This is a genomic window from Bacillus sp. JZ105, from assembly GCF_053903125.1.
Window position 1 is genome coordinate 3,374,338 of record NZ_CP096387.1, and the last position, 21,181, is coordinate 3,395,518.

General features: G+C 41.8%; 26 protein-coding genes. 1 reads left to right on the forward strand and 25 read right to left on the reverse strand.

The annotated features are described in order from the left end of the window. Positions 1-23: 23 nt before the first annotated feature. The 6 genes from M1D81_RS17375 to M1D81_RS17400 form a co-directional block, all read right to left on the reverse strand. Positions 24-701, reverse strand: coding sequence for a VWA domain-containing protein (locus M1D81_RS17375; RefSeq protein WP_456266209.1), 678 nt, complete (start codon positions 699-701; stop codon positions 24-26). An 82-nt stretch (positions 702-783) separates the two neighbouring features. Further along, a complete protein-coding gene (locus M1D81_RS17380) occupies positions 784-1,482 on the reverse strand; it encodes a VWA domain-containing protein (RefSeq protein ID WP_125585867.1) in 699 nt (232 codons plus the stop codon). A gap of 321 nt (positions 1,483-1,803) precedes the next feature. Then, positions 1,804-2,829: a stage II sporulation protein D gene (spoIID, locus tag M1D81_RS17385; protein ID WP_456266208.1), complete on the reverse strand. Its 1,026-nt coding sequence runs from the start codon at positions 2,827-2,829 to the stop codon at positions 1,804-1,806. Between the two features lie 258 nt (positions 2,830-3,087). After that, entirely contained in the window at positions 3,088-4,395 is a 1,308-nt protein-coding gene (gene murA / locus M1D81_RS17390; protein WP_024423722.1) for a UDP-N-acetylglucosamine 1-carboxyvinyltransferase, read from the reverse strand. A 32-nt stretch (positions 4,396-4,427) separates the two neighbouring features. Beyond that, on the reverse strand, positions 4,428-5,162 hold the full coding sequence (locus tag M1D81_RS17395; protein ID WP_456266207.1) for a YwmB family TATA-box binding protein: 735 nt from the start codon (positions 5,160-5,162) through the stop codon (positions 4,428-4,430). Between the two features lie 129 nt (positions 5,163-5,291). After that, on the reverse strand, positions 5,292-5,522 hold the full coding sequence (locus M1D81_RS17400) for a DUF1146 family protein (RefSeq protein WP_024423724.1): 231 nt from the start codon (positions 5,520-5,522) through the stop codon (positions 5,292-5,294). Positions 5,523-5,692: 170 nt separating this feature from the next. Here M1D81_RS17400 and M1D81_RS17405 point away from each other — a divergent pair, with 170 nt between their 5' ends. Beyond that, entirely contained in the window at positions 5,693-6,169 is a 477-nt protein-coding gene (locus M1D81_RS17405) for a hypothetical protein (protein WP_456266206.1), read from the forward strand. Positions 6,170-6,211: 42 nt separating this feature from the next. On the opposite strand, the gene M1D81_RS17410 is transcribed toward M1D81_RS17405, so the two are convergent. The 19 genes from M1D81_RS17410 to M1D81_RS17500 form a co-directional block, all read right to left on the reverse strand. Next, positions 6,212-6,607, reverse strand: a complete 396-nt coding sequence (locus M1D81_RS17410; protein WP_003214592.1) for a F0F1 ATP synthase subunit epsilon — start codon at positions 6,605-6,607, stop codon at positions 6,212-6,214. Positions 6,608-6,631: 24 nt separating this feature from the next. Beyond that, positions 6,632-8,053 carry a F0F1 ATP synthase subunit beta gene (atpD, locus tag M1D81_RS17415; RefSeq protein WP_008354929.1) on the reverse strand — a complete coding sequence of 474 codons (1,422 nt, stop codon included), beginning with the start codon at positions 8,051-8,053 and terminating at the stop codon, positions 6,632-6,634. 24 nt (positions 8,054-8,077) lie between these two features. Beyond that, positions 8,078-8,944, reverse strand: a complete 867-nt coding sequence (locus M1D81_RS17420) for a F0F1 ATP synthase subunit gamma (RefSeq protein WP_456266205.1) — start codon at positions 8,942-8,944, stop codon at positions 8,078-8,080. Positions 8,945-9,032: 88 nt separating this feature from the next. Continuing rightward, positions 9,033-10,541 carry a F0F1 ATP synthase subunit alpha gene (gene atpA / locus M1D81_RS17425; protein ID WP_024423728.1) on the reverse strand — a complete coding sequence of 503 codons (1,509 nt, stop codon included), beginning with the start codon at positions 10,539-10,541 and terminating at the stop codon, positions 9,033-9,035. 16 nt (positions 10,542-10,557) lie between these two features. Then, the gene (locus M1D81_RS17430) at positions 10,558-11,103 is read right to left on the reverse strand and encodes a F0F1 ATP synthase subunit delta (RefSeq protein ID WP_024426340.1); all 546 of its coding nucleotides are present in this window, start codon (positions 11,101-11,103) and stop codon (positions 10,558-10,560) included. Continuing rightward, a complete protein-coding gene (gene atpF, locus M1D81_RS17435) occupies positions 11,100-11,612 on the reverse strand; it encodes a F0F1 ATP synthase subunit B (protein WP_456266204.1) in 513 nt (170 codons plus the stop codon). The genes M1D81_RS17430 and atpF overlap by 4 nt, the downstream gene beginning before the upstream one ends. A gap of 120 nt (positions 11,613-11,732) precedes the next feature. Then, entirely contained in the window at positions 11,733-11,945 is a 213-nt protein-coding gene (gene atpE / locus M1D81_RS17440) for a F0F1 ATP synthase subunit C (protein ID WP_003214968.1), read from the reverse strand. 48 nt (positions 11,946-11,993) lie between these two features. After that, a complete protein-coding gene (gene atpB, locus M1D81_RS17445) occupies positions 11,994-12,728 on the reverse strand; it encodes a F0F1 ATP synthase subunit A (RefSeq protein ID WP_456270885.1) in 735 nt (244 codons plus the stop codon). A 7-nt stretch (positions 12,729-12,735) separates the two neighbouring features. Continuing rightward, positions 12,736-13,119: an ATP synthase subunit I gene (locus M1D81_RS17450; RefSeq protein WP_024423731.1), complete on the reverse strand. Its 384-nt coding sequence runs from the start codon at positions 13,117-13,119 to the stop codon at positions 12,736-12,738. 497 nt (positions 13,120-13,616) lie between these two features. Then, complete coding sequence (gene upp / locus M1D81_RS17455; protein WP_003214553.1) at positions 13,617-14,246, reverse strand: uracil phosphoribosyltransferase; 630 nt, start codon at positions 14,244-14,246, stop codon at positions 13,617-13,619. Positions 14,247-14,393: 147 nt separating this feature from the next. Continuing rightward, positions 14,394-15,641, reverse strand: coding sequence for a serine hydroxymethyltransferase (gene glyA / locus M1D81_RS17460; RefSeq protein ID WP_456266203.1), 1,248 nt, complete (start codon positions 15,639-15,641; stop codon positions 14,394-14,396). 177 nt (positions 15,642-15,818) lie between these two features. Continuing rightward, positions 15,819-16,358, reverse strand: a complete 540-nt coding sequence (locus M1D81_RS17465) for a TIGR01440 family protein (protein WP_456266202.1) — start codon at positions 16,356-16,358, stop codon at positions 15,819-15,821. A 12-nt stretch (positions 16,359-16,370) separates the two neighbouring features. Next, on the reverse strand, positions 16,371-16,820 hold the full coding sequence (rpiB, locus tag M1D81_RS17470; RefSeq protein ID WP_456266201.1) for a ribose 5-phosphate isomerase B: 450 nt from the start codon (positions 16,818-16,820) through the stop codon (positions 16,371-16,373). Positions 16,821-16,953: 133 nt separating this feature from the next. Further along, positions 16,954-17,412, reverse strand: a complete 459-nt coding sequence (locus M1D81_RS17475; protein WP_456266200.1) for a low molecular weight protein arginine phosphatase — start codon at positions 17,410-17,412, stop codon at positions 16,954-16,956. 63 nt (positions 17,413-17,475) lie between these two features. Continuing rightward, a complete protein-coding gene (locus M1D81_RS17480; protein ID WP_456266199.1) occupies positions 17,476-18,030 on the reverse strand; it encodes a manganese efflux pump MntP in 555 nt (184 codons plus the stop codon). A 60-nt stretch (positions 18,031-18,090) separates the two neighbouring features. Further along, the gene (locus M1D81_RS17485; RefSeq protein WP_456266198.1) at positions 18,091-19,143 is read right to left on the reverse strand and encodes an L-threonylcarbamoyladenylate synthase; all 1,053 of its coding nucleotides are present in this window, start codon (positions 19,141-19,143) and stop codon (positions 18,091-18,093) included. Positions 19,144-19,304: 161 nt separating this feature from the next. Further along, on the reverse strand, positions 19,305-19,748 hold the full coding sequence (locus M1D81_RS17490) for a GNAT family N-acetyltransferase (RefSeq protein ID WP_044330897.1): 444 nt from the start codon (positions 19,746-19,748) through the stop codon (positions 19,305-19,307). A 63-nt stretch (positions 19,749-19,811) separates the two neighbouring features. Further along, complete coding sequence (gene spoIIR, locus M1D81_RS17495) at positions 19,812-20,468, reverse strand: stage II sporulation protein R (protein WP_456266197.1); 657 nt, start codon at positions 20,466-20,468, stop codon at positions 19,812-19,814. 118 nt (positions 20,469-20,586) lie between these two features. Next, entirely contained in the window at positions 20,587-21,066 is a 480-nt protein-coding gene (locus tag M1D81_RS17500) for a hypothetical protein (protein ID WP_456267090.1), read from the reverse strand. Positions 21,067-21,181 lie beyond the last annotated feature (115 nt).

Sequence of the window (21,181 nt, forward strand, 5' to 3'; positions counted from 1 at the left end):
TTTCCCCAGCTGCCATTCACTCTCTACTGACCAAATGCGCTCGCTTCTTGTTGAAGAATACGGTTCAATTCTTCGGCATTTGCAGCCGGTTGATATTGTCCTCCACCCGCTTTTGCAACAGATTTAAGACTTTTTGCTTCCTTTTCATTCACATCGAAGCCAATGATATTGACGATTGTATCTATTCCGTCTTCATGTAATTCCTTTGCTGCTTGTGAAGGGCTTCCACCACAAGTTTCTTCACCATCACTGACAACATAGACAATATTTTTCCCTTCAGCTTGGTGATCTTCAAAATCTTGTTTCGTATCCGTTAATGCTTTTGCAAGTGGTGTCCAGCCAGTTGGCTTATACACATTCAGTGCTTGTTGAAATGTTGATGGCTCATATGATCCAAATCCGTAAACGGCTTCAGAACTTGAACAAGAAACGGCTTTCCCTGCATTTTTATTGGTTCCTTCATGGCCAAACACACGAAGCAGAACTTGTGTATCTTCTGATAAAATGCTCGCAAAGCTTTGAATAGACCGTTTGGCGATTTCGATTTTCTTTTCACCTTCAACTGACTGTGCCATGCTCCCGCTTAAATCGAGTAATATCACCACATGAGCAGGCGGCTCCTGTTTTGTTACAGCATGAGCTGGTGAAGAAAGAAGCAGGACAAGACTAGCCAAAATGGTTAATACGATATTTCTTTTCATCAATAAAGACCTCCCTTTTTTACTTTTGTACAGAAAAAGAGAAACGAAGCATGAATCAATCGTTTCCCTTTTGTTCAGCAAGTTATTCGTGTAGTTTTAATGATTCTGCTGAAAAGATAGAACCCATTTCTTTACCTGTGCTTGCTTGGTAGTAATGACCTTTACCCGCTTTGGCTACTTGCTTCAATTGACCTTCATAGCCATCGTTAAAGTCTAACCCGATCACATTTACAACCGTTGATCCTTTTGAGTTATGCAATTCTTTTGCTACTTTTACTGGATCTCCGCCACAAGTTTCTTCACCATCAGTGATTAAGTACACAATATGCTTTGTTCCTTCAGTAAGCTGTTCATCCGCTTGCTTTGCATTTTCAAGTGCACGTGCAATCGGTGTCCAGCCATTTGGCCCAAGTCCGTTTAAAGAGTTTTCAAAGCTGTCTTTTTCATAAGGCTGTACGCCGTAAACGCCTCTAATGACTTCACATGATTGAGCTTTACCTGAATTTTTGTTGTTTCCTTCAGAACCAAACAAGCTCATACGAATTTTAGCGTCTTTTGGAAGTGACTGAGCAAATTTAAATACCTCTTGTTTAGCGAGATCAAATTTGCGCTCTCCCTCTACTTTTCTTGCCATACTTCCGCTTGCATCAAGTAAGATTGTGACTCTTACATCTTTATTATGTTTTTTGACTGTAGATGCTTCTGCAAATACTGGTGAAGAGATTGACATAGATAATGTCAATACAGCTAAGGTTACGAGTGAGAATACTTTTTTCAACATAATTTTCCTTCCTCCTTATGTATTTAATTGAAACACCTTAATCGTAAATTATTCTGTCTTGGAATGGTATAGGACTCGGTCCCTTTTTCTCTTTCATCAAAATCACTAAAATTCTGTCAGATGTCTAGATATTTTCACCTAATGTGCCAATTATCCTCTCGATTTCTCCTCCTTTTGAGGGGCTTTGTATCGGCCATCAGTTCTTATCGGGACGTAAATGTTTAAGTTTTCCTACGGTGCGTCTTAAGTCGCAATTTGTCACATTCTGTTCAAACCTCTTTGAACACAAAAAAAATGCCTCATTTCTGAGGCACTGTTGATTTATTTTTTAGCCATATACGTGTTGAGAAAACGATCGGCTGATTCGATTTGAATTCCTTTATAATAATGTTTCACGATGGCATCTACTTTCTTGCCTGACTGCGCCATATAATGTGCACCATATTGACTCATGCCTACACCATGACCATATCCTTTTGTTGTAATGACAATCTGCTGGCCCTTGCGTTCCCATGTGAAGTCCGCTGAATGAAGGCCTAGTGATTCCCGAATGTCTCGGCCTGACAGTGTTTTACCGTTGATCACGGCTTTCGCTACTTGGTTTCCTGGTGTCCGTTCTACAATCTGTCCGACCTGAGCCTGCTGCGTGAGCGTCACACCTAATTTTTGCTGAAATTCACTGACCGAGATGGTTTTCTTATTTTGAAATTTTGGCGATTTTTCGTCCCATTTACTTGAGACACTTTTCAAATAAGGGATTTCGTTTTTCCAATAGGCTTCGGCATTTTCCGTTTTTCCGTTACTTGTTGAAAAGAATGAAGCATCAATTGGTTTCTCGTCATAAGTCAGCACTTTTCCTTGTGTGCTGGCGACAGCTTCCGTGACCTTTTTTAATTTCCAATTGTACGCTTTCCCCCAAATTTTCTTGAGTTCCTGTTTGTTTTTGTAAACTTGGAACATTTGGGTATCATCTACAAGAGAGCCCTTAGGTGATTTGACAGTCTTATCACTGATCATTTGTCTGACGATATACGTTCTTGCTGCGAGCGCCTGTGCCTTGAGTGCTTCCATTTCAAAATCAGCTGGCATTTCAGATGCTACGACACCGATCACATACTCTTCTAAGGGGATGTTTTCTACCTGCTGATGAGCAGAGCGATAGACGGGGATAGCGACGGGTGATTGCTTCAATTTGACTGAACCCTTCACTTCTTTTTTAACTGATGGTTCTGCTGCTACGTGCTGGCTTGCCGCCGGTTTCCCTTGGAACGTCGGCAACACAAGTAATGTTGGAATCATTAAAATGATGATGCATATTCCTGCGATTGTCCATATCATTGGTTTCATATTTGGCTGCCCCCATTTGTCATTGAATCTCTTTTATCCTATGGGCAGGGACAAGCTAATATGACAGCTTCTTTCATTTAGTGGACAAGTCTTTTATGAAAGGTATGGGCCTGTTCTTAGAATGGATTTTACTGTTCGTCTGTATGAATAAAATTTAAGATGGTTGGATACACTAATGATAAGCTTCGTGAAATGAGGCATTCTATGATTCTAAAAAAAATCAGCATGCCCCAATGGACACACTGATTTCTTTCATGGTTAAGCGTTCAGATCTGATACAACTTGTTCTTGTGTCACATCTGCTGATTCATCGTTAACTCTTTCAATATCTGCACCGATTGCTGCAAGCTTTTGGTGGAAGTTCACATAACCACGGTCAATATGCTTTAACTCAGTGACACGTGTATGACCTTCTGCCACTAATCCAGCAAGTACAAGTGCGGCTCCTGCTCTTAAATCAGTCGCTGCCACTTCAGCACCTTGAAGTTGAACCGGCCCATTGATAATGACAGAGCGACCCTCAATTTTAATATCACCATTCATGCGGCGGAATTCTTCAGCATGCATAAAGCGGTTTTCAAACACCGTTTCTGTGATCATACTTGTTCCGTTCGCACGAAGCAATAGCGCCATCATCTGTGATTGCATATCCGTTGGGAACCCAGGATGCGGCATTGTTTTTAGATCGATTGGCTTGAGCTCAGATGGTCCAATGACTCTTAAACCTTCTTCTTCTTCAATGATCTGAATACCCATTTCTTCCATTTTTGCAACAAGTGATGTCATGTGCTCTGGCACTGCGCCTTTTACAAGAACATTTCCTTCTGTAATGGCTGCTGCCACCATGAAAGTACCTGCTTCAATTCTGTCAGGGATGATGTTGTGTTTTGCACCGTGAAGTGTTTCCACACCTTCGATTTTGATTGTACCAGTACCAGCACCGCGAACCTTACCGCCCATGGCATTGATGTAGTTTGCTAAATCAACAATTTCAGGTTCTTTTGCTACGTTTTCTAAAATCGTCGTTCCTTCAGCTAACGCTGCTGCCATGATGATGTTTTCAGTTGCCCCTACACTTGGGAAATCCAAATAGATTTTTGCACCTTTTAAACGGCCTTTTACTTCAGCCTCGATGAAACCATTACCTACTTGAATTTTAGCTCCCATTGCTTCAAAGCCTTTTAAATGCTGATCAATTGGTCTTGAACCAATCGCACAGCCTCCAGGTAATGCAACTCTTGCATGACCTGTTCTTGCTAAAAGTGGTCCCATGACAAGCACGGATGCTCGCATTTTACGGACATACTCAAACGGAGCCTCAGTTTCTAGTGCATGTGATGCATCAACTGATACTTCGTTATTTTCAAAATGTACTTCTGCTCCTAAATGACGTAACACTTCATTGATTGTATATACATCGGAGAGCGTAGGTACATCACAAATTACGCTTTTTTCTGTACTTGCTAACAAAGATGCAGCGATAACTGGTAAAACGGCATTTTTTGCGCCTTCTACTTTAACTGTGCCGTTTAACTTTTGACCGCCGCGGACGATGATTTTTTCCAAGGTCTTCCCCTCCGCGTCCCAAATTCTCTATATTAATATTCAGTCGTTACGATTGGTGTGCCAACCGTAATCGTATGATTTTCGTTCATTTCCGAACTTCTGATGGCAATTTGAACATTCATTTTATCATTTGAAGTCATAATGAACTGTTCCCACTTATCTGTGTAAGCGGAAAGCGACACAAAATTAGACTCAACGAGATACTCAACTGGTTTTGCTTGAAATTCATTTGCTAACATTTCAGCTTTTTTTTGCAAAACAACATCCATCATACCATTTACATGACCATCGAGACAAGTAAAAATTACAATTTTCTCTTGTAATATGCTTTTTGCATGACGTACGAACTGATCATATGTATGCTCCCAGGTATTCAGTGGGCGAGCACCTTTTTGCTCATATAATAAATACGACTTTTGATTTGATTTTGTGTCGGTCTTCACGAGTAAAATTTTCGATTCTGTATCATTTTTTTCATCTTTGTAAATTCCTGTGACTTTGGTGACATGTTGTTCTTTTTTTTCGGTCCACTCATACTGTCGTAGTTCGTCTTTCAAACGTTTCACTTTTTTTGAAAATTGTTCGAATGAAATATCTACATTTGTTTTGGCATGAAGGGTCCACCCATCGACTTCGATTTGCTGGTTTTTTAGACCTTCTGCTATTTGAGCGAGCGGGGAAGATTCTTCCGCACGAACGCCTTGAATCATCAGAACAAAAAAAAGAATAAACGCAAATAATGGCCAACCTTTCAAATACTTTCTCACTTGTCATTCCCCCTTGCTACAAGTGTTGCCGCAAGGAGGGCAATGCATACGTGGAAAAGTCAACAAACGGCGAGCCTTTTGACCCTTCTTTTTACGTTCCCGCAGAAGGCCGTGACCAAACCTTTTATGTTAGAACATATAAGGAATTTGTCTCGAGAAATTTAAGTAATCAAGGAAGAAATTGCTGACCGCAGATGCGATAGCAATGGTAATGAGCATCATCAGCAGCCTTGCTTGAACGATTTTCCCCTTTTTAATGAGTGGGTCAATATTTACAGCAAGCAGTGCCCACCATGTAACCGCGATAAAAAATAGGTGGATCACAATGCCCACGATTGCTTGTTGTCCTACGTCTTCCATACAGTTGAATCCTCCTTTTATTTATTTCTGTAAAGGAAAACTCCCTTTCATTATATCCTCGAAAATCGGAAAGATGAATCATTTGGAAAAAAGAGCTACATTTAGTGTAAATCCCCTCTTATCCTGATGCCAAGGAGATGATATACTGCGTGTGGAAGGAGCTGAACACATTGAAAGATTCTTTTCCTGACTTTGTTGATTTGTACGGAGAATTGGTTCCCTCATTTGATCATGAATGGGAGGCCATTGCTTTCTACTTTGATTATAGACAGACACAGCTAGAAGAATTAGCACAATTGTGTCATTTTCATAACATTTCTTTGGATTACTCTGAGGAAAGCTTGTATCAGTTAGAATCACTATACTTTGATGCATTGACCAAGCAGCTGTTCGCTGAGTGGAAAATGCCAATAGATGCATTAGAAGCGATGATGAGTGTGTATATAGGAGAGGTTGTCATCCGTCATCATTCAGATGCTGTCTGGGTGGTGCGGCCTTATATGGATTCTCCGCATAAATATACGCTTGGCTTACGCAGAAACAATAAAACATGGCATTGTAGTACGCAATTTTGCGAGCACTTATATCTAGAAAAGCAAGCATCTCATCCTTATGTGTCGATGTACCAATCTCTCATGTCATCCTAAAAAAAATCCTTCTTATCTCTGTGATAAGAAGGATTTTCTGTTTTATTTCCCTGCTACATTTAAACGGTTTAACGCCCGTTTTAATGCGAGTTCCGCCCGGCGTACATCACTTTCATTCGGGTGGTTCAAATGCTCTTCAGCACGCTGTTTCGCTGATTTAGCACGATCGACATCAACTTTGTCTGATGTTTCAGCGGCCTGAGCCAGAATTGTTACTTGTTCAGGGCGGACTTCAACAAATCCGCCACTTACTGCAACCAATTCAGTTGATCCACTATGTTTTAAGCGAACTGCACCGATTTTTAGCGGAGCAACCATTGGAACGTGGCCAGCTAAAATACCAAGCTCACCGCTTTCTGCTCTTACACTGACCATTTCCACATCCGCTTGATACACTGGGCCGTCGGGAGTAACGATATTGACTTGAACGGTCTTCATGCTTTTACCCTCCTAAGGACCAGATTAGGCCTCTACACCCATCTCTTTGGCTTTTTCAACCACTTCTTCAATGCGTCCAACTAAGCGGAATGCATCTTCTGGAAGGTGATCGTATTTACCAGATAAGATTTCCTTGAAGCCTTTAACAGTTTCTTTCAATGGCACATAAGAACCCTTTTGGCCAGTGAACTGCTCTGCTACGTGGAAGTTTTGAGATAGGAAGAATTGAACACGACGTGCTCTGTGTACCACAAGCTTATCGTCCTCAGATAATTCATCCATACCTAAAATGGCAATAATATCCTGCAGCTCTTTATAACGCTGTAATGTTTGCTGCACTTCACGCGCAATCGCATAATGCTCTTCGCCAACGATCTCAGGTGCAAGTGCACGAGATGTTGAAGCAAGAGGATCAACCGCTGGGTAAATACCCATTTCAGTCAGCTTACGCTCAAGGTTTGTCGTTGCATCAAGGTGAGCGAACGTCGTTGCAGGAGCTGGATCTGTATAGTCATCCGCAGGTACATAGATCGCTTGAATCGATGTAACCGATCCTACGTTTGTAGACGTGATACGCTCTTGCAGCTGACCCATTTCTGTTGCAAGTGTCGGCTGATAACCTACCGCTGAAGGCATACGTCCAAGAAGGGCTGATACTTCAGAACCTGCTTGTGTAAAGCGATAGATATTATCGATGAAGAACAATACGTCTTGACCTTGTTCATCACGGAAATGCTCTGCCATTGTCAAACCAGTTAGGGCAACACGCATACGTGCACCTGGCGGCTCGTTCATTTGACCGAAGACCATGGCTGTTTTTTCGATAACGCCAGAATCTTTCATTTCGTAGTAAAGGTCGTTTCCTTCACGTGTACGCTCTCCAACACCAGCGAATACAGAAATACCGCCGTGTTCTTGTGCGATGTTGTTGATCAATTCTTGAATCAGAACGGTTTTACCTACACCAGCTCCACCGAATAGACCGATCTTTCCACCTTTGATGTAAGGAGCAAGCAGGTCAACAACTTTGATACCTGTTTCAAGAATTTCAACTTCTGTAGAAAGTTGATCAAAAGAAGGCGCTTGTCTGTGGATTGGATCTCTTTGAGCTTCCACACCAAGTGGCTCATCTAAGTCAATGTTATCTCCCAGTACGTTGAATACACGTCCAAGTGTTACGTTACCAACTGGTACTGAAATTGGTTTTCCAAGGTCTACAGCTTCCATACCGCGCTTCACACCGTCTGTTGATGCCATTGCGATGGTTCTCACTGTATCGTCACCTAAATGTAGTGCTACTTCTAAAGTTAAGTCGATATCAACTTCACTTTCGCTTTCCGCTTTATGCGAAACTTTGATCGCATTATAAATCTCAGGCAAGTGACCGTCTTCAAAACGAACGTCTACGACTGGTCCCATGATCTGACTGATGCGTCCTGTTTTCATTGCATTCCCTCCTGACAATTATTTCTATTCTAAGGCAGCTGCTCCGCCGACAATTTCTGTAATCTCTTGTGTAATCGCTGCTTGACGAGCACGGTTGTAAGAGAGTGTCAGGCTGTCGATCAATTCTTTTGCGTTGTCTGTTGCACTCTTCATTGCTGTCATTCTTGCAGCATGTTCACTTGCTTTGCTGTCAAGAAGCGCACCGAAAATCAAACTCTCTGCATATTGAGGAAGGAGAACTTCAAGAATTTCTTCTTCAGAAGGCTCGAACTCATAAGATGCGGAACGTTTATTTGGTGTCGATGCGGCCGAAAGGTCCGTTAGCGGCAATAATTTCTTCTCTGTTACTTCTTGTGAAATCGCACTGACAAAGTGGTTGTAGAACATGTAAAGTTCATCAAACGCTTCATCAGAGAACATTTGAACTGTACTGCTTGCTAATTCTTTAATATCAGCAAACGCTACTTCGTCTCCAAGCCCTGTTACTTCAGAAATAACTGGAATACCACGCTTTTTGAAGAAGTCGCGTCCGATTTTACCAATGACAATCACCGCATATTCATCAGCGGATTGATGACGAGATTGAATGGTTTGGTAAGCGGCACGCAAAATCGAGCTGTTAAAAGGTCCTGCAAGCCCTCGATCAGATGTAATAACGAGATACCCTGTTTTTTTGACAGGTCTTGAAAGAAGCATTGGGTGCTTAGCACTTGTTCCAGTTGCGATTGCACCAACCACTTCCTGGATTTTCTCCATGTAAGGAACAAAAGACTTCGCATTGTTTTCAGCACGATTCAGTTTCGCAGCTGATACCATTTGCATCGCTTTTGTGATCTGACTCGATTTTTTCGTTGACGTGATCCTTGACTTTATATCGCGTAATGAGGCCAAAGATTTCACCACCTTTTTTCAGGAATCCGTGTTCATTTACGTGAAAAGAGAGAAAAAGAGAATCTTTTTCTCTCGGAAAGATTACTAATTAGTTGCTTGGTGCAAACGTACGTTTAAAGCCTTCGATTGCTGTCTTCCACTCTTCATCAGCAGGCATATTTCCTGTTTGAGAGATTGTGTCAAACAAGCCTTTATGGTTTTCTTCAATGTACAAGAATAACTCAGCTTCAAAACGTTTAACATCAGCAATGGCTACATCGTCTAAGTATCCTCTTGTGAGTGCGTAAAGAATCGCTACTTGTTTTTCAACTTTAAGCGGTTTGTTCAAGTCTTGTTTTAAGACTTCAACTGTTCTTGCACCACGGTTTAATTTCGCTTGAGTGGCTTGGTCTAGATCAGATCCAAACTGAGCGAATGCTTCAAGCTCACGATAAGAAGCAAGATCCAGACGAAGTGTACCTGCTACCTTTTTCATCGCTTTGATTTGTGCAGAACCACCTACACGGGATACAGACAATCCTGCGTTTACCGCTGGACGTACGCCTGAGAAGAAGAGGTCAGATTGTAAGAAAATCTGTCCATCTGTGATGGAAATAACGTTTGTTGGGATATATGCAGAGATATCGCCAGCCTGCGTTTCTACGAAAGGCAATGCTGTGATAGAACCGCCACCCTTTTCGTCACTAAGCTTTGCTGCACGTTCTAATAAACGAGAGTGAAGATAGAAAACATCACCAGGGAATGCCTCACGACCTGGAGGACGACGAAGCAATAGTGAAAGCTCACGATAAGCTGCCGCTTGTTTAGAAAGGTCATCATAGACAACAAGTACGTGCTTGCCGTTATACATGAATTCCTCACCCATCGTTACACCTGCATAAGGAGCAAGGTAAAGAAGTGGAGCCGGCTGTGATGCAGAAGCTGTGACAACGATTGTGTAGTCAAGCGCACCATGCTTACGAAGTGTTTCAACCACACCACGAACCGTAGATTCTTTTTGTCCGATAGCTACATAAATACAGATCATGTCTTGATCTTTTTGGTTTAGAATCGTATCGATTGCAACAGATGTTTTACCTGTTTGACGGTCACCAATGATCAATTCACGCTGTCCGCGGCCGATTGGAATCAAGGCATCAATTGCTTTAATTCCTGTTTGAAGCGGCTCATGTACAGATTTACGATCCATAACGCCAGGTGCTTCACTTTCGATTGGACGTGTTTTGCTTGTTAAGATTGGACCTAGTCCATCAACAGGCTGACCAAGCGGGTTCACAATACGTCCGATTAACTCTTCACCTACTGGAACCTCCATGATACGACCTGTACGTTTTACGTCGTCACCTTCGCGGATATCTTTGTAAGGTCCTAAAATAACGATACCTACGTTAGACTCCTCAAGGTTTTGAGCCATACCCATTACACCGTTAGAGAACTCAACCAGCTCTCCTGCCATAATGTTGTCAAGGCCATGTACACGCGCGATACCGTCCCCTACTTGAATGACTGTACCGACATCTTTTACTTCAATTTCTGATTGATAGTTTTGGATTTGCTGCTTTATCAGCGCGCTAATCTCTTCAGCTTTGATACTCACTAAGGTTTCACCCCTTCTAACGATTTTCGCCTGCAAGCTGACGTTCAATGCGGGAAAGCTTTCCGCTGACACTGCCGTCATAAATGCGGTTTCCGATACGGATTTTCACTCCGCCTATTAGATCCTTGTCAATCACATTTTCAACACGCAGTGATGTGACTCCGGCTTTTTTGGCAAATACTTCAGATAAAGATTGAATTTCAGCACCGCTCAGCGGTTTCACTGAATACACGACCGCATCGTCTATTTGTTTCGTGCGGTTTGCAAGTTTCACAAACTCAGACGTCATTTCAGAGAAAATATTCGTGCGTCCGCGGTCAATCAGTAAATACATTGTGTGCAATACATAAGTAGACACACCTTTGAAAGCTTCAGCAATCAACTGTTTCTTTTTGTCTGCTGTAATCTTTGGATGAACAAGGAAGTCATTGAGTTCTTGATCAGCCTTTAGAACTTTTTTGATCTCATTCAGCTCTTTTTCAGTTTCGTCTACTGCCGAAGAAGCAAGAACGATGTCAAAAAGAGCAGAAGCGTAACGCTTAGAGACAATAGTTACGCTCATCGGCTTTCGCCTGCCTCTTTAAGGTACTCTTGAATCAATTTCTCTTGTGCCTGCTCATCAAGTTCCTTTTCAATCACTTTAGATGCAATCAGCACAGATAGTGATGCAACCTGCTCACGCAGTGCAGCCACAGCTTGTTCTTTTTCTTTCACGATTTCAGTTCTAGCAGACTCTTTCAAGCGCTCTGATTCTTGACGTGCTGCTTGAATGATCTCTTCTTTTTGTTTCTCACCAATCTTTTTCGCATTTTCGATAAGTGTATGTGATTCTTCGCGTGCTTCTTTCAATAAGACACGTTGTTCTTCAAGAAGCTTTTCAGCTTGAACGTGCTTTTCTTCAGCACTTGAAATTTCATTTCCTATATAATCTTCACGCTGCTTCATAATACCTAATAAAGGTTTAAGCGCAAATTTCTTTAAAAGTGCAAGCAGGATAAGCATAGCGATTAGCTGGAATAGTATATCCCCACCATTAAAACTAGCTCCTAAAACCACTGGTAACTGAGACATTTAGTACGGCAACTCCCTTCTTTAAATAATATGTTAAGAAACAAAACATAAAGGAATGGCGAAGTTTCGAACTAATCTGATCTTCGCCATTAAAATTCATATTAGAACGCTTCTCACATATTAACCAAAGAATGCCAAGAATGCGATAACGACAGCGATAATTGGAAGTGCCTCAACTAAAGCGACCCCTATGAACATAAGTGTTCTTAGTTCTCTACCAGCTTCTGGCTGACGAGCGATTCCTTCAACTGTTTTAGATACGATTAGACCGTTACCAATACCTGCTCCTAGTGCTCCTAAACCGATTGCAATTGCTGCTGCTATTAAATTCATTAAAAAGCTCCTCCTTTAAAATAACGTCCTTTTTGGACTCTCAATTTTTTAGTGTTCGTCGCTGACTTTATGGGAAATGTACACCATTGTCAGCATGGTGAAGATAAATGCCTGGATTGTTCCGACAAACAAACTGAATGCCTGCCATACAATCATCGGCACGATGGCACCTAATGTACCAATGATACCAAGCGCAATGTTTTGCGAGTAGAAATTGGTCGCAAGTCCTGCAAGTAACCCAAGAAGAATCTCTCCAGCGAAAATATTTCCGTAAAGACGCAAACCAAGTGTTAGCGTGTTTGCAAATTCTTCAATGATTTTCAGCGGCACTAGATATGGGATTGGCCTGAAGAAGTCTTTCGTATATTCCTTGACTCCTTTTGCCTTGACACCATAGAAGTGTGTAAGTCCCATGACCATAATTGCTAGTGTCATTGTGATTGCAGGATCAGCAGTTGGTGATTTCCACCACAAGTTGTGATCGACCGTAATCGAGAATGGCAGTCCAAGCATGTTTGAAACAAATATGTACATGAGTAATGTAACGCCAAGCGCTAGAAATGGGGCTCCTGTTTTCATGTCCATCGAACTACCTATGATATTTCGAACAAAATCAACGATCCATTCCATGAAGTTCTGCGCCTTAGTCGGACGAATAGACAGAACACGAGTAGTCAGCACCGCTATGAGAAGAACGATGATACTAGCAATCGTAATCATGAGAACATTGGATAAGTTGAACGTTAACCCTAAAAATTCTGTAGTTTTTGAACTGTGACCCAAAGAGTATTCACCTCTCTTCCATAGTAGAACGTTTAAGTTGAATGAAGGAATCTATCATAATGACAGGATATATTGTCATTAATCCTATAACAACACCTGCCAGATGAACTTCATTAGGGTAACGCCAAGCAATCGCTACTGCGAGAATCGCGTTGGCCCACCTGGCTGTACTTCCCATTGAACGAATGGATTTTCCTTTTTTAACCGCTCGATCAAAAGCGTGCATTCTCCGTATAAGTAGGAATAAATTAAAGAAAGCAAAAATTGTGCCGATAATGAAACCAAGAAACAGTGGTTTAAAACCAGGCATGGCATAGCCAAACACAAAAATTGCCAATAGATAGAACATGTATTTACTCTGTCTGCGGAAAATCGCGTTTGGATCGTTCATTCATCTGACTCCCGATGAAAAGTATTGTAAAAAAGGTGATAAATGGTGATGAAAACTGCGTAGAAGACGCTGATGATCAGCCGTCCTATTCGAAAAAAATCAATCACCCATCGGTCTAATTGCACAATCAGACTTGAAATCTTTAGATCTATGGGATGCTGCTTCATTCGTTGATACAAACCCTGTTTATTAAAGGGTTCACAATGAGGATTAGTAGAGTGCTATAGGCTATGAAAACCTTACCATAATACCCTCGTTTAGCATACAATAGCGTCTATGATGTGTCAATCGGTTGAAAGTTAAAAAACTTTTCTATAGTGATAGAGCACACAAAATGTTCACAATTTCATCAAACTTTAGGAGAGATGTGGCATTCATTGAAAAAAACAGCCAATGTTCAGTATACATTGATTTTTCTAAGAACGGTATCAACCGTTTGTCATATATTTCAAAAAGCCCACATGCACGTTTGCATGTGGGCTTTTATTAAGACTTTCTTATTTCGTTCCGTACATACGGTCACCAGCATCACCGAGACCTGGGATGATGTAACCTTTTTCGTTTAGTTTCTCATCTAATGCTGCAATGTAGATATCAACATCTGGATGATGCTTTTGCATTTCTTCTACACCTTCAGGGGCAGCAATCAGACACATAAAGCGAATGTTTTTCGCGCCGCGTTTTTTCAAGCTGTTTAACGCTTCGACTGCTGAACCGCCAGTTGCAAGCATTGGGTCTACTACGATAAATTCACGTTCTTCCACATCTGATGGAAGCTTCACATAATATTCAACAGGCTTTAATGTTTTCGGATCACGGTATAAACCAACATGTCCCACTTTAGCAGCTGGAATGAGTTTCAAAATCCCGTCTACCATTCCAAGACCTGCTCTTAAAATTGGCACAACCCCGAGTTTCTTCCCTGAGATCACGTTTGATTTCGCTACTTGTACAGGCGTTTCTACATCTACCTCTTCAAGCGGTAAGTCTCTTGTGATTTCAAATGCCATTAATGTTGCGACTTCATCCACTAGCTCTCTAAATTCTTTAGTTCCTGTATGAACGTCACGAATATATGTAAGTTTGTGCTGAATAAGCGGGTGATCAAATACATAAACCTTTGCCATTGCTTGCTACAACTCCTTTTCTGTCATCTTCCGGTGAACTTTGCACACTTCCTACAATTCTACATAAAAAGACATCATCTTTCAATATGATTCGCAAATCCTACAAAAAAAACCCACATGCCAAAAATAGGCAAATGGGTCTGTTTTTTAATAATCTAATTCGTTATATAGAGGGAAACGGGCCGTAAGATCAGATACACGCTTTTTCGCCTCTTCTAATTTCGCTTCATCTTCATGATGTTTTAGCGCAAGGGCAATAATGGAACCGACTTCTTTCATCGCCTCTTGATCAAAACCGCGGCTTGTTACTGCTGCTGTACCTACACGTACACCACTTGTGACAAATGGTTTCTCTGGATCATAAGGAATTGCATTTTTGTTCACTGTAATACCGATTTCATCAAGAACGTTTTCTGCAATTTTCCCTGTGATGCCAAGAGAACGCAAGTCGATGAGAACAAGATGGTTATCTGTTCCGCCAGATACAAGCTGAATATCTTCAGATAAAAGAGTTTCAGCTAGTTGTTTTGCATTATCAATGACGTTTTGTGCATATGTTTTGAAATCTCCGTTCAATACTTCACCGAAAGAAACAGCTTTTGCAGAGATGACATGCATCAGTGGTCCACCTTGAATACCAGGGAAGATCGATTTGTCGATCTTTTTACCAAACTCTTCACGGCATATGATCATTCCGCCGCGAGGTCCGCGTAATGTTTTGTGAGTTGTTGTTGTCACAAAATCTGCGTAAGGAACTGGATTTGGATGAAGACCTGCTGCAACAAGACCAGCAATGTGAGCCATGTCGACCATAAAGTAAGCACCGACTTCATCAGCAATCTCACGGAACTTTTTGAAATCAATTTGGCGTGGATATGCACTTGCACCCGCAACGATCAGTTTCGGCTTATGTTCACGTGCTTTTTCAAGTACATCTTGATAGTCGATATGCTGAGTTTCTTTATCTACACCATATTCGACAAAGTTGTACTGAACACCACTAAAGTTTACAGGGCTTCCGTGTGTTAAATGCCCGCCATGTGATAAGTTCATGCCCAGTACTGTATCGCCATGCTCAAGAATGGTAAAGTATACGGCCATGTTCGCTTGAGCGCCTGAGTGAGGCTGTACGTTCACATACTCAGCGCCAAAAATTTCTTTTGCGCGGTCACGTGCGATATCTTCCACAACGTCTACATGTTCACAGCCGCCATAGTAGCGTTTACCAGGATAGCCCTCAGCGTATTTGTTTGTTAATACAGAGCCCTGTGCTTCCATGACTGCTTCGCTTACGAAGTTTTCTGATGCAATTAATTCGATTTTGTCCTGCTGGCGTTTCCGCTCTAGTTGAATTGCTTTGAATACTTGTGCGTCTTGCTCAGGTAAATATTTCATCAGCGAAATCCTCTCCAATCTATTTCCATTCGATGTTTTCACCATCTCATTGTACACGGTTTTTGAGTAAAATGTAAAAGTTTTTTTTGGAAAATCGACTTCTTTTTTATGAAAACCCGAATATTCAAGTGGTAAAGCGTCTCCATCATTCAACATTATATTAGAAATATATCGAAGCTATGATCTTGTATAAACGGCTCGTTCTCCGCCAATCAGCTTCGGACGCGTTTTCGCAAAAGTCACATGTGCATGTCCTAATCGATGACGACTGAGGCGGACAGGTACTGCGACTCTCTTTAAGTGCATCCCAATTAACGTATCGCCGATATCAATTCCAGCATGTGCCTCAATGCATTCGACCAATACAGGATGTTCCATTTGCTGATACGCATGAGCCGCCATCGAACCACCCGCTTTACGGACAGGTACTGCAGCTACGATCTCCAGGTTAAAACGGAAAGCCACTTCTTCTTCAACAACAAGGGCACGATTTAGATGTTCACAGCATTGAAAGGCGAGCTCGATGCCGGTCTCTCGTCTTAACTGATCCAATTCTCGATAGATAGAAGCAGCAATTTGCTCACTTCCTGCAGTACCAATATGCTCACCAGCCACTTCTGACGTACTGCAGCCAATGACTAAGATTTGCCCGGCACGCAATTCAACTGTTTGATGAAATTCTTTTAACATTTCAAGCCAATCTTGACCAATGTTCATGTTAAGCGCTCCTTACAGGTGCTTTTCTTCGTATTCAGCAATTTTGCCAATCCGTACAGCATGGCGTCCTGCTGTAAACTCTGTCGTCAGCCAAATGTGCGCAATCTCACGTGCTAATCCCGGTCCAATCACTCGCTCTCCCATTGCAAGAACGTTCGTATCATTATGTTCTCTCGTTGCTTTCGCACTAAATGTATCATGAGCCAATGCACAGCGAATTCCTTTTACTTTATTTGCTGAGATGCTCATGCCGATGCCTGTCCCACAAATTAAAATACCGCGTTCGACTTCTCCGTTTGCCACCATATTGGCTACAGGGAAAGCATAATCTGGGTAGTCTACAGAACCTGATCCGCATTCACAACCCATATCAATGTATTCAATCTTCAATTCATCCATCAGTTGTTTGATTTCTTCACGAATATTCGTTCCGCCGTGATCGGATGCAATGGCTACTTTCATCGGGCAATTCCTCCTAAGGGTGAGTTGATCTGTTATGTCTTACATTCATTCTTTATTTACAGTTATATTTTAACCTCTGCCTAGTGATTTGCAAACAATAGCAGAAAAACCGTTGAAGCAACGGTTTTACAGGTTATCTATTATGATGATCTTTTTTCAGCTTCTCAGCGAGCTGATACAGCAAGGTTTCTAGTTCATCTCGGGTTTCCTGATAAACAGAAAGACTTCCTCCAAACGGATCGGATACATCGCCTTCTGTTCCTGTCGCAAATTCCTTTAAAGTGAAGACCTTGTCTTTTGCATGCGCATATTGCTCTGCAATCAACTGTTTATGCTGCATCGTCATCGTGAAGACGTAATGAGCTTCGCGCAGAAGATCATCTGTCAATTTTGATGATGAGTGATTCAGGGGAATGCTTTTTTCAAATAATGCTTCGATCGCTTGAGGAGAAGCCTTCCCTTCATCGGAGGCAAAAATGCCCGCTGATTTTACAGTGACCTCTAAACCTCTTTCATCTGCAATGGAAGCAAAAAGGGCTTGAGCCATTGGACTTCTGCATGTATTACCCGTACAAACAAATAAGATTTTCATCTTTCGCCCTCCTTTTCTTCTATTATATAGCATTTCATTCTACATGTTATGTAAGGAGACTGGCTAGAGCGGAAATAATAATTTGATACCAAAGGCTAGTAAAATGATTCCGCCAAGCGCGCCGCTATATGAACCAACCCATGACCGAACCTGTTTACCGAGTAATAATCCGAGCCATGTGAGGAGCATACTAAAAAAACCAAACAATAATATAGTCATCCACACATGAGAACCGTAAATCCCGAGGCTTAAACCAACGGAGAAGCTGTCTAGGCTTACACTTGTCGCAAAAAGAACAAGACCAGCCCCAACTGGTGCGATAAAGGGCTTATCCTCTTTGCGGATAGAAGCAACAATCATTTGCAGTCCCAGCACCAAAAGCAGCGCCCCGCCAATATAGGTGGCAAGAAGACCGAGCCATCCGGATAAGAGCTGACCTGTTAGCATGCCAAAAAGCGGCATAAACATATGAAATATCCCAATGACAAGTCCAATATAAATGATCTGGCGGAACTTCAGCTGAATCATCCCCATACCAAGTCCAACCGAAAAAGCATCCATCCCAAGTGCAAAAGCCATGATGCTGAGTGTCAGCAATTCGCCAGCTAGTTCGTTCATGTAAATCCCCCTTGGACACACATTCTCCTTTAACCTATGTTTGTCCAAGAAAGGTTAGAACTATTGGAACGAAGGGAGTGTACGCCCTCCTGCGGCTTTTTGCAGACGGTTCATAATGGCAGAACCAACTCCCTCTTCTGAAAAGGCTTCTGAAATGATCAAGTCTACATCTGTTTCATCAAATTGTCTCAGTACACGATAAAGGTTTGCAGCAACCGTTTCAGGTTTTTCTCTATATCCACAGCTGTACACAACATCTGCCGCAAACAGCGATTTCTTTTCTTCAGTTGTCAGCACTCCGACTTTTAGCCCTTCAGCTTTGTATTTCTGTATGTGACGCTGCATGTCTTCATCACTTCCATGAAAGATATACATCTGGGCTTCAGGTGCATAATGTGTGTATTTCATTCCCGGCGATACAGGCGCTTCATCCTTTTTTGTCAGCCCTGGGTCCACACTCACCGTCCCCACGACCTCTTCTAATGCTTCTTTTGTAATTCCGCCTGGTCTTAAAATCACCGGCGTTTCACCGACACAGGATACAACCGTTGACTCAACGCCAATTCCAGTTGAACCGCCATCCACAATCCCGGCGATTCTTCCTTCGAGATCACTCGCTACATGGTCAGCTTGTGTTGGTGAAGGCTTTCCCGAACGATTGGCACTTGGTGCAGCAATTGGCAGACCCGCTGCTCGGATGAGCTCAAGCGCAATGGGATGGTCAGGCATTCTCACACCTACTGTGGATAAACCTGCTGTAACCTGCTTTGATAAAGTGCCCGGCTTACACGGCAGAACGATGGTTAAGGCGCCCGGCCAAAAGGTATCCATCAGCGCCTTCGCTTTTTCGCTTTCTATTTGTGCAAATTCGTGAAGCTGCTGCACCTCCGCAATGTGAACAATCAATGGATTATCACTCGGACGCCCTTTCGCTTCATAAATTTTCATCACGGCTTCTGTCTCTTTCGCATTTGCCCCGAGTCCGTAAACAGTCTCTGTCGGGAAAGCAACCACTTCATTTTGCTGCAGCAAATCGGCCGCCTGTTTAATTTGTGGATAGTATGTGGATAAATCCTTTTCTAAATCCACAGACCACCTTTTTGTATTTAACATCCTACAAACTCCTTTTAAAAAAGATAAAACTGTTGATATATCTCAATTATCCTTTTGAAAGTATAAAAGATGATGATCAATAAAACAAGCGTTGTCCACAATTTGTGGATAACGCTTGTTTTGTAGTGGATAAGTATGTGTATAAGTCCATCAAAATGTGATTAACTGCCTTTTTTTTGCAGGACCACAGCCTGTTCCTTCCCCAATGTCTCTTTTGCATGTGCAGAGCTCCATATGCTTTCTGGAATTTCCTTTAAAGGCGTAAAGCCCATTAATGCCAAAAAATCATGGGAAGAGGAATGGTTTGCGACGACATAAAAAGTATCCACACCCATTTTTTCACCAAGCGTTTGAACACTTTGGAACAAAGAGACAATGTGTCCCTGACCGAGCTTATCTGATATGACAAGAGACCGCAGCAATCCCTCTTGTTCATTGAGCTGTTCAAGACCTAAGCAGCCTGCCAGCTGACCATCCGCATCTTCCATCACTACAAATGCCGTTCGCTCCGCAAGCGTGACTCCGCCTTTTGCTTGTCCCTTTTCAAGAAAAGCATTGATCGCCGGGACATCTTCTTCTGTGGCTATTCTTAATTGATAATACATGCTTTCACCTCTTTTTGATCTCTTACTTCAACTCTATGAGGCAAAAACCGATTTATACCTTTTTTAAGAGAAAAGACTAGAGATCCATTCGAACAAAAAGAACTTCACTTCACCTGTCTCTTCTTCCTCTTCTTTCACTACTTCATTGACAGACTCTTTCGTTTGCTGCGCTGTCACTTGTTTATCATCATCCCCTTCTGGTGAGGCGATGGCTTCTCCGTTTGAAAAATCGAGAAAGCAGAGCGGCGGAAATAACACACACCACCAGTTGGCTCCGTCTCCTTCTCCAAGCGTAATTAAAATGGCTTCATATTTCCCAGCAGGGTAGACGAAATTTCCATAGAGCTTTGTTGGAAATGAAGCTTTTTGAAAACTGACCGATACGGATTGATCAATGTGCTGCTTCTTCAATTTCGCTTTAGCAATACGATTGATTTCTGGCAGCTTTGATCGAATAACACGTCTTGCTTCTTCAATGGACGTGAGGTCTTTGACCCACTCTGTCATACTCGCATTGACCTCGTCACGAATACTTCTTTTCACATCCTGATCCGCTGAACGATCACTATTTGCTAAAATGCGTAATCGAATCGCCTCATCTGGTATAACAACAGGCTGATTTGCAGAAGCAGCGGCTGTCTCCTCCTTGCCAAGGTTTGCAAAAGCACCGCATAATAATAGAAACATATAAAGACAAATCATCGTTTTACTTTTCAACATTGTGTGTTCCCCCCACTTTTTCTCTTCGCTACAAACATTGTGTCCAGGAAACACATTTCATAAACAGTGAACATGAATTTTTTAATAGATTATGAGTCAAAACAAAAAGCCGTTCTCATTAAGAACGACTTTTGAGTGAGGATTGGTAGTCAGAAGGGTACAGTCTCCCATCCCAATCTCGGCTGATTTTTAAACCAGATTCTGTTTTGATGACAGTCATGGCTCCTTTTTTCTCGATTTCTTTTTTGACTTCTCCTTTTTGATCGATAAATTGGATCACCATTTCATAGTTAAATTCAATTCTGTCATCGCTTTCATCTGAAGGCGTAAACATAATTTTCTTCAGCTTAATTTGACAATCTTGATCCTTCGCCGCTTCTAATATGCTCGGGAACATGCTGTCTTGTGTATATTCTTGATATTCATGTTCGGTTAAATAAACCTTCAGCTTCTCTTTCATGTCAGATAGGTCATCCGTTCGATTCACTGTGTATTGTGCTTTTTTATAGCTTTCTCCAAATGCTGCTGCCTCTTTTTTAAAGCTCGGTTTACCACAAGCACTCACAATCAATAGTACACTGACGATGACCAACACCATCGCATACCTTTTGTTCACACCATTCGCTCCTTCAAAACAAATTTATGTAAAAAATCATGATCAGAATGTTCATTCTTCTATATATACGTTTCTCTTTTACCATAAGTTTCATCTT

Excerpts from the sequence above, each read along its gene's own strand:
- atpE (WP_003214968.1), bottom strand. The coding sequence starts at position 11,945 with ATGAATTTAATAGCAGCAGCAATTGCAATCGGTTTAGGAGCACTAGGA.
- atpD (WP_008354929.1), bottom strand. The coding sequence starts at position 8,053 with ATGAAAACAGGACGCATCAGTCAGATCATGGGACCAGTCGTAGACGTT.
- M1D81_RS17380 (WP_125585867.1), bottom strand. The coding sequence starts at position 1,482 with ATGTTGAAAAAAGTATTCTCACTCGTAACCTTAGCTGTATTGACATTA.
- M1D81_RS17450 (WP_024423731.1), bottom strand. The coding sequence starts at position 13,119 with ATGAACGATCCAAACGCGATTTTCCGCAGACAGAGTAAATACATGTTC.
- glyA (WP_456266203.1), bottom strand. The coding sequence starts at position 15,641 with ATGAAATATTTACCTGAGCAAGACGCACAAGTATTCAAAGCAATTCAA.
- M1D81_RS17430 (WP_024426340.1), bottom strand. The coding sequence starts at position 11,103 with ATGAGCGTAACTATTGTCTCTAAGCGTTACGCTTCTGCTCTTTTTGAC.
- M1D81_RS17475 (WP_456266200.1), bottom strand. The coding sequence starts at position 17,412 with ATGAAAATCTTATTTGTTTGTACGGGTAATACATGCAGAAGTCCAATG.
- M1D81_RS17500 (WP_456267090.1), bottom strand. The coding sequence starts at position 21,066 with ATGGTGTTGGTCATCGTCAGTGTACTATTGATTGTGAGTGCTTGTGGT.
- M1D81_RS17375 (WP_456266209.1), bottom strand. The coding sequence starts at position 701 with ATGAAAAGAAATATCGTATTAACCATTTTGGCTAGTCTTGTCCTGCTT.
- M1D81_RS17400 (WP_024423724.1), bottom strand. The coding sequence starts at position 5,522 with ATGGAAGACGTAGGACAACAAGCAATCGTGGGCATTGTGATCCACCTA.
- spoIID (WP_456266208.1), bottom strand. The coding sequence starts at position 2,829 with ATGAAACCAATGATATGGACAATCGCAGGAATATGCATCATCATTTTA.
- M1D81_RS17465 (WP_456266202.1), bottom strand. The coding sequence starts at position 16,358 with ATGAACATTGGTCAAGATTGGCTTGAAATGTTAAAAGAATTTCATCAA.
- M1D81_RS17410 (WP_003214592.1), bottom strand. The coding sequence starts at position 6,607 with ATGAAGACCGTTCAAGTCAATATCGTTACTCCCGACGGCCCAGTGTAT.
- M1D81_RS17480 (WP_456266199.1), bottom strand. The coding sequence starts at position 18,030 with ATGAACGAACTAGCTGGCGAATTGCTGACACTCAGCATCATGGCTTTT.
- rpiB (WP_456266201.1), bottom strand. The coding sequence starts at position 16,820 with ATGAAAGTAGCCATTGCATCCGATCACGGCGGAACGAATATTCGTGAA.
- atpF (WP_456266204.1), bottom strand. The coding sequence starts at position 11,612 with ATGTCTCAGTTACCAGTGGTTTTAGGAGCTAGTTTTAATGGTGGGGAT.
- spoIIR (WP_456266197.1), bottom strand. The coding sequence starts at position 20,468 with ATGTTGAAAAGTAAAACGATGATTTGTCTTTATATGTTTCTATTATTA.
- M1D81_RS17485 (WP_456266198.1), bottom strand. The coding sequence starts at position 19,143 with ATGTTAAATACAAAAAGGTGGTCTGTGGATTTAGAAAAGGATTTATCC.
- M1D81_RS17490 (WP_044330897.1), bottom strand. The coding sequence starts at position 19,748 with ATGTATTATCAATTAAGAATAGCCACAGAAGAAGATGTCCCGGCGATC.
- upp (WP_003214553.1), bottom strand. The coding sequence starts at position 14,246 with ATGGCAAAGGTTTATGTATTTGATCACCCGCTTATTCAGCACAAACTT.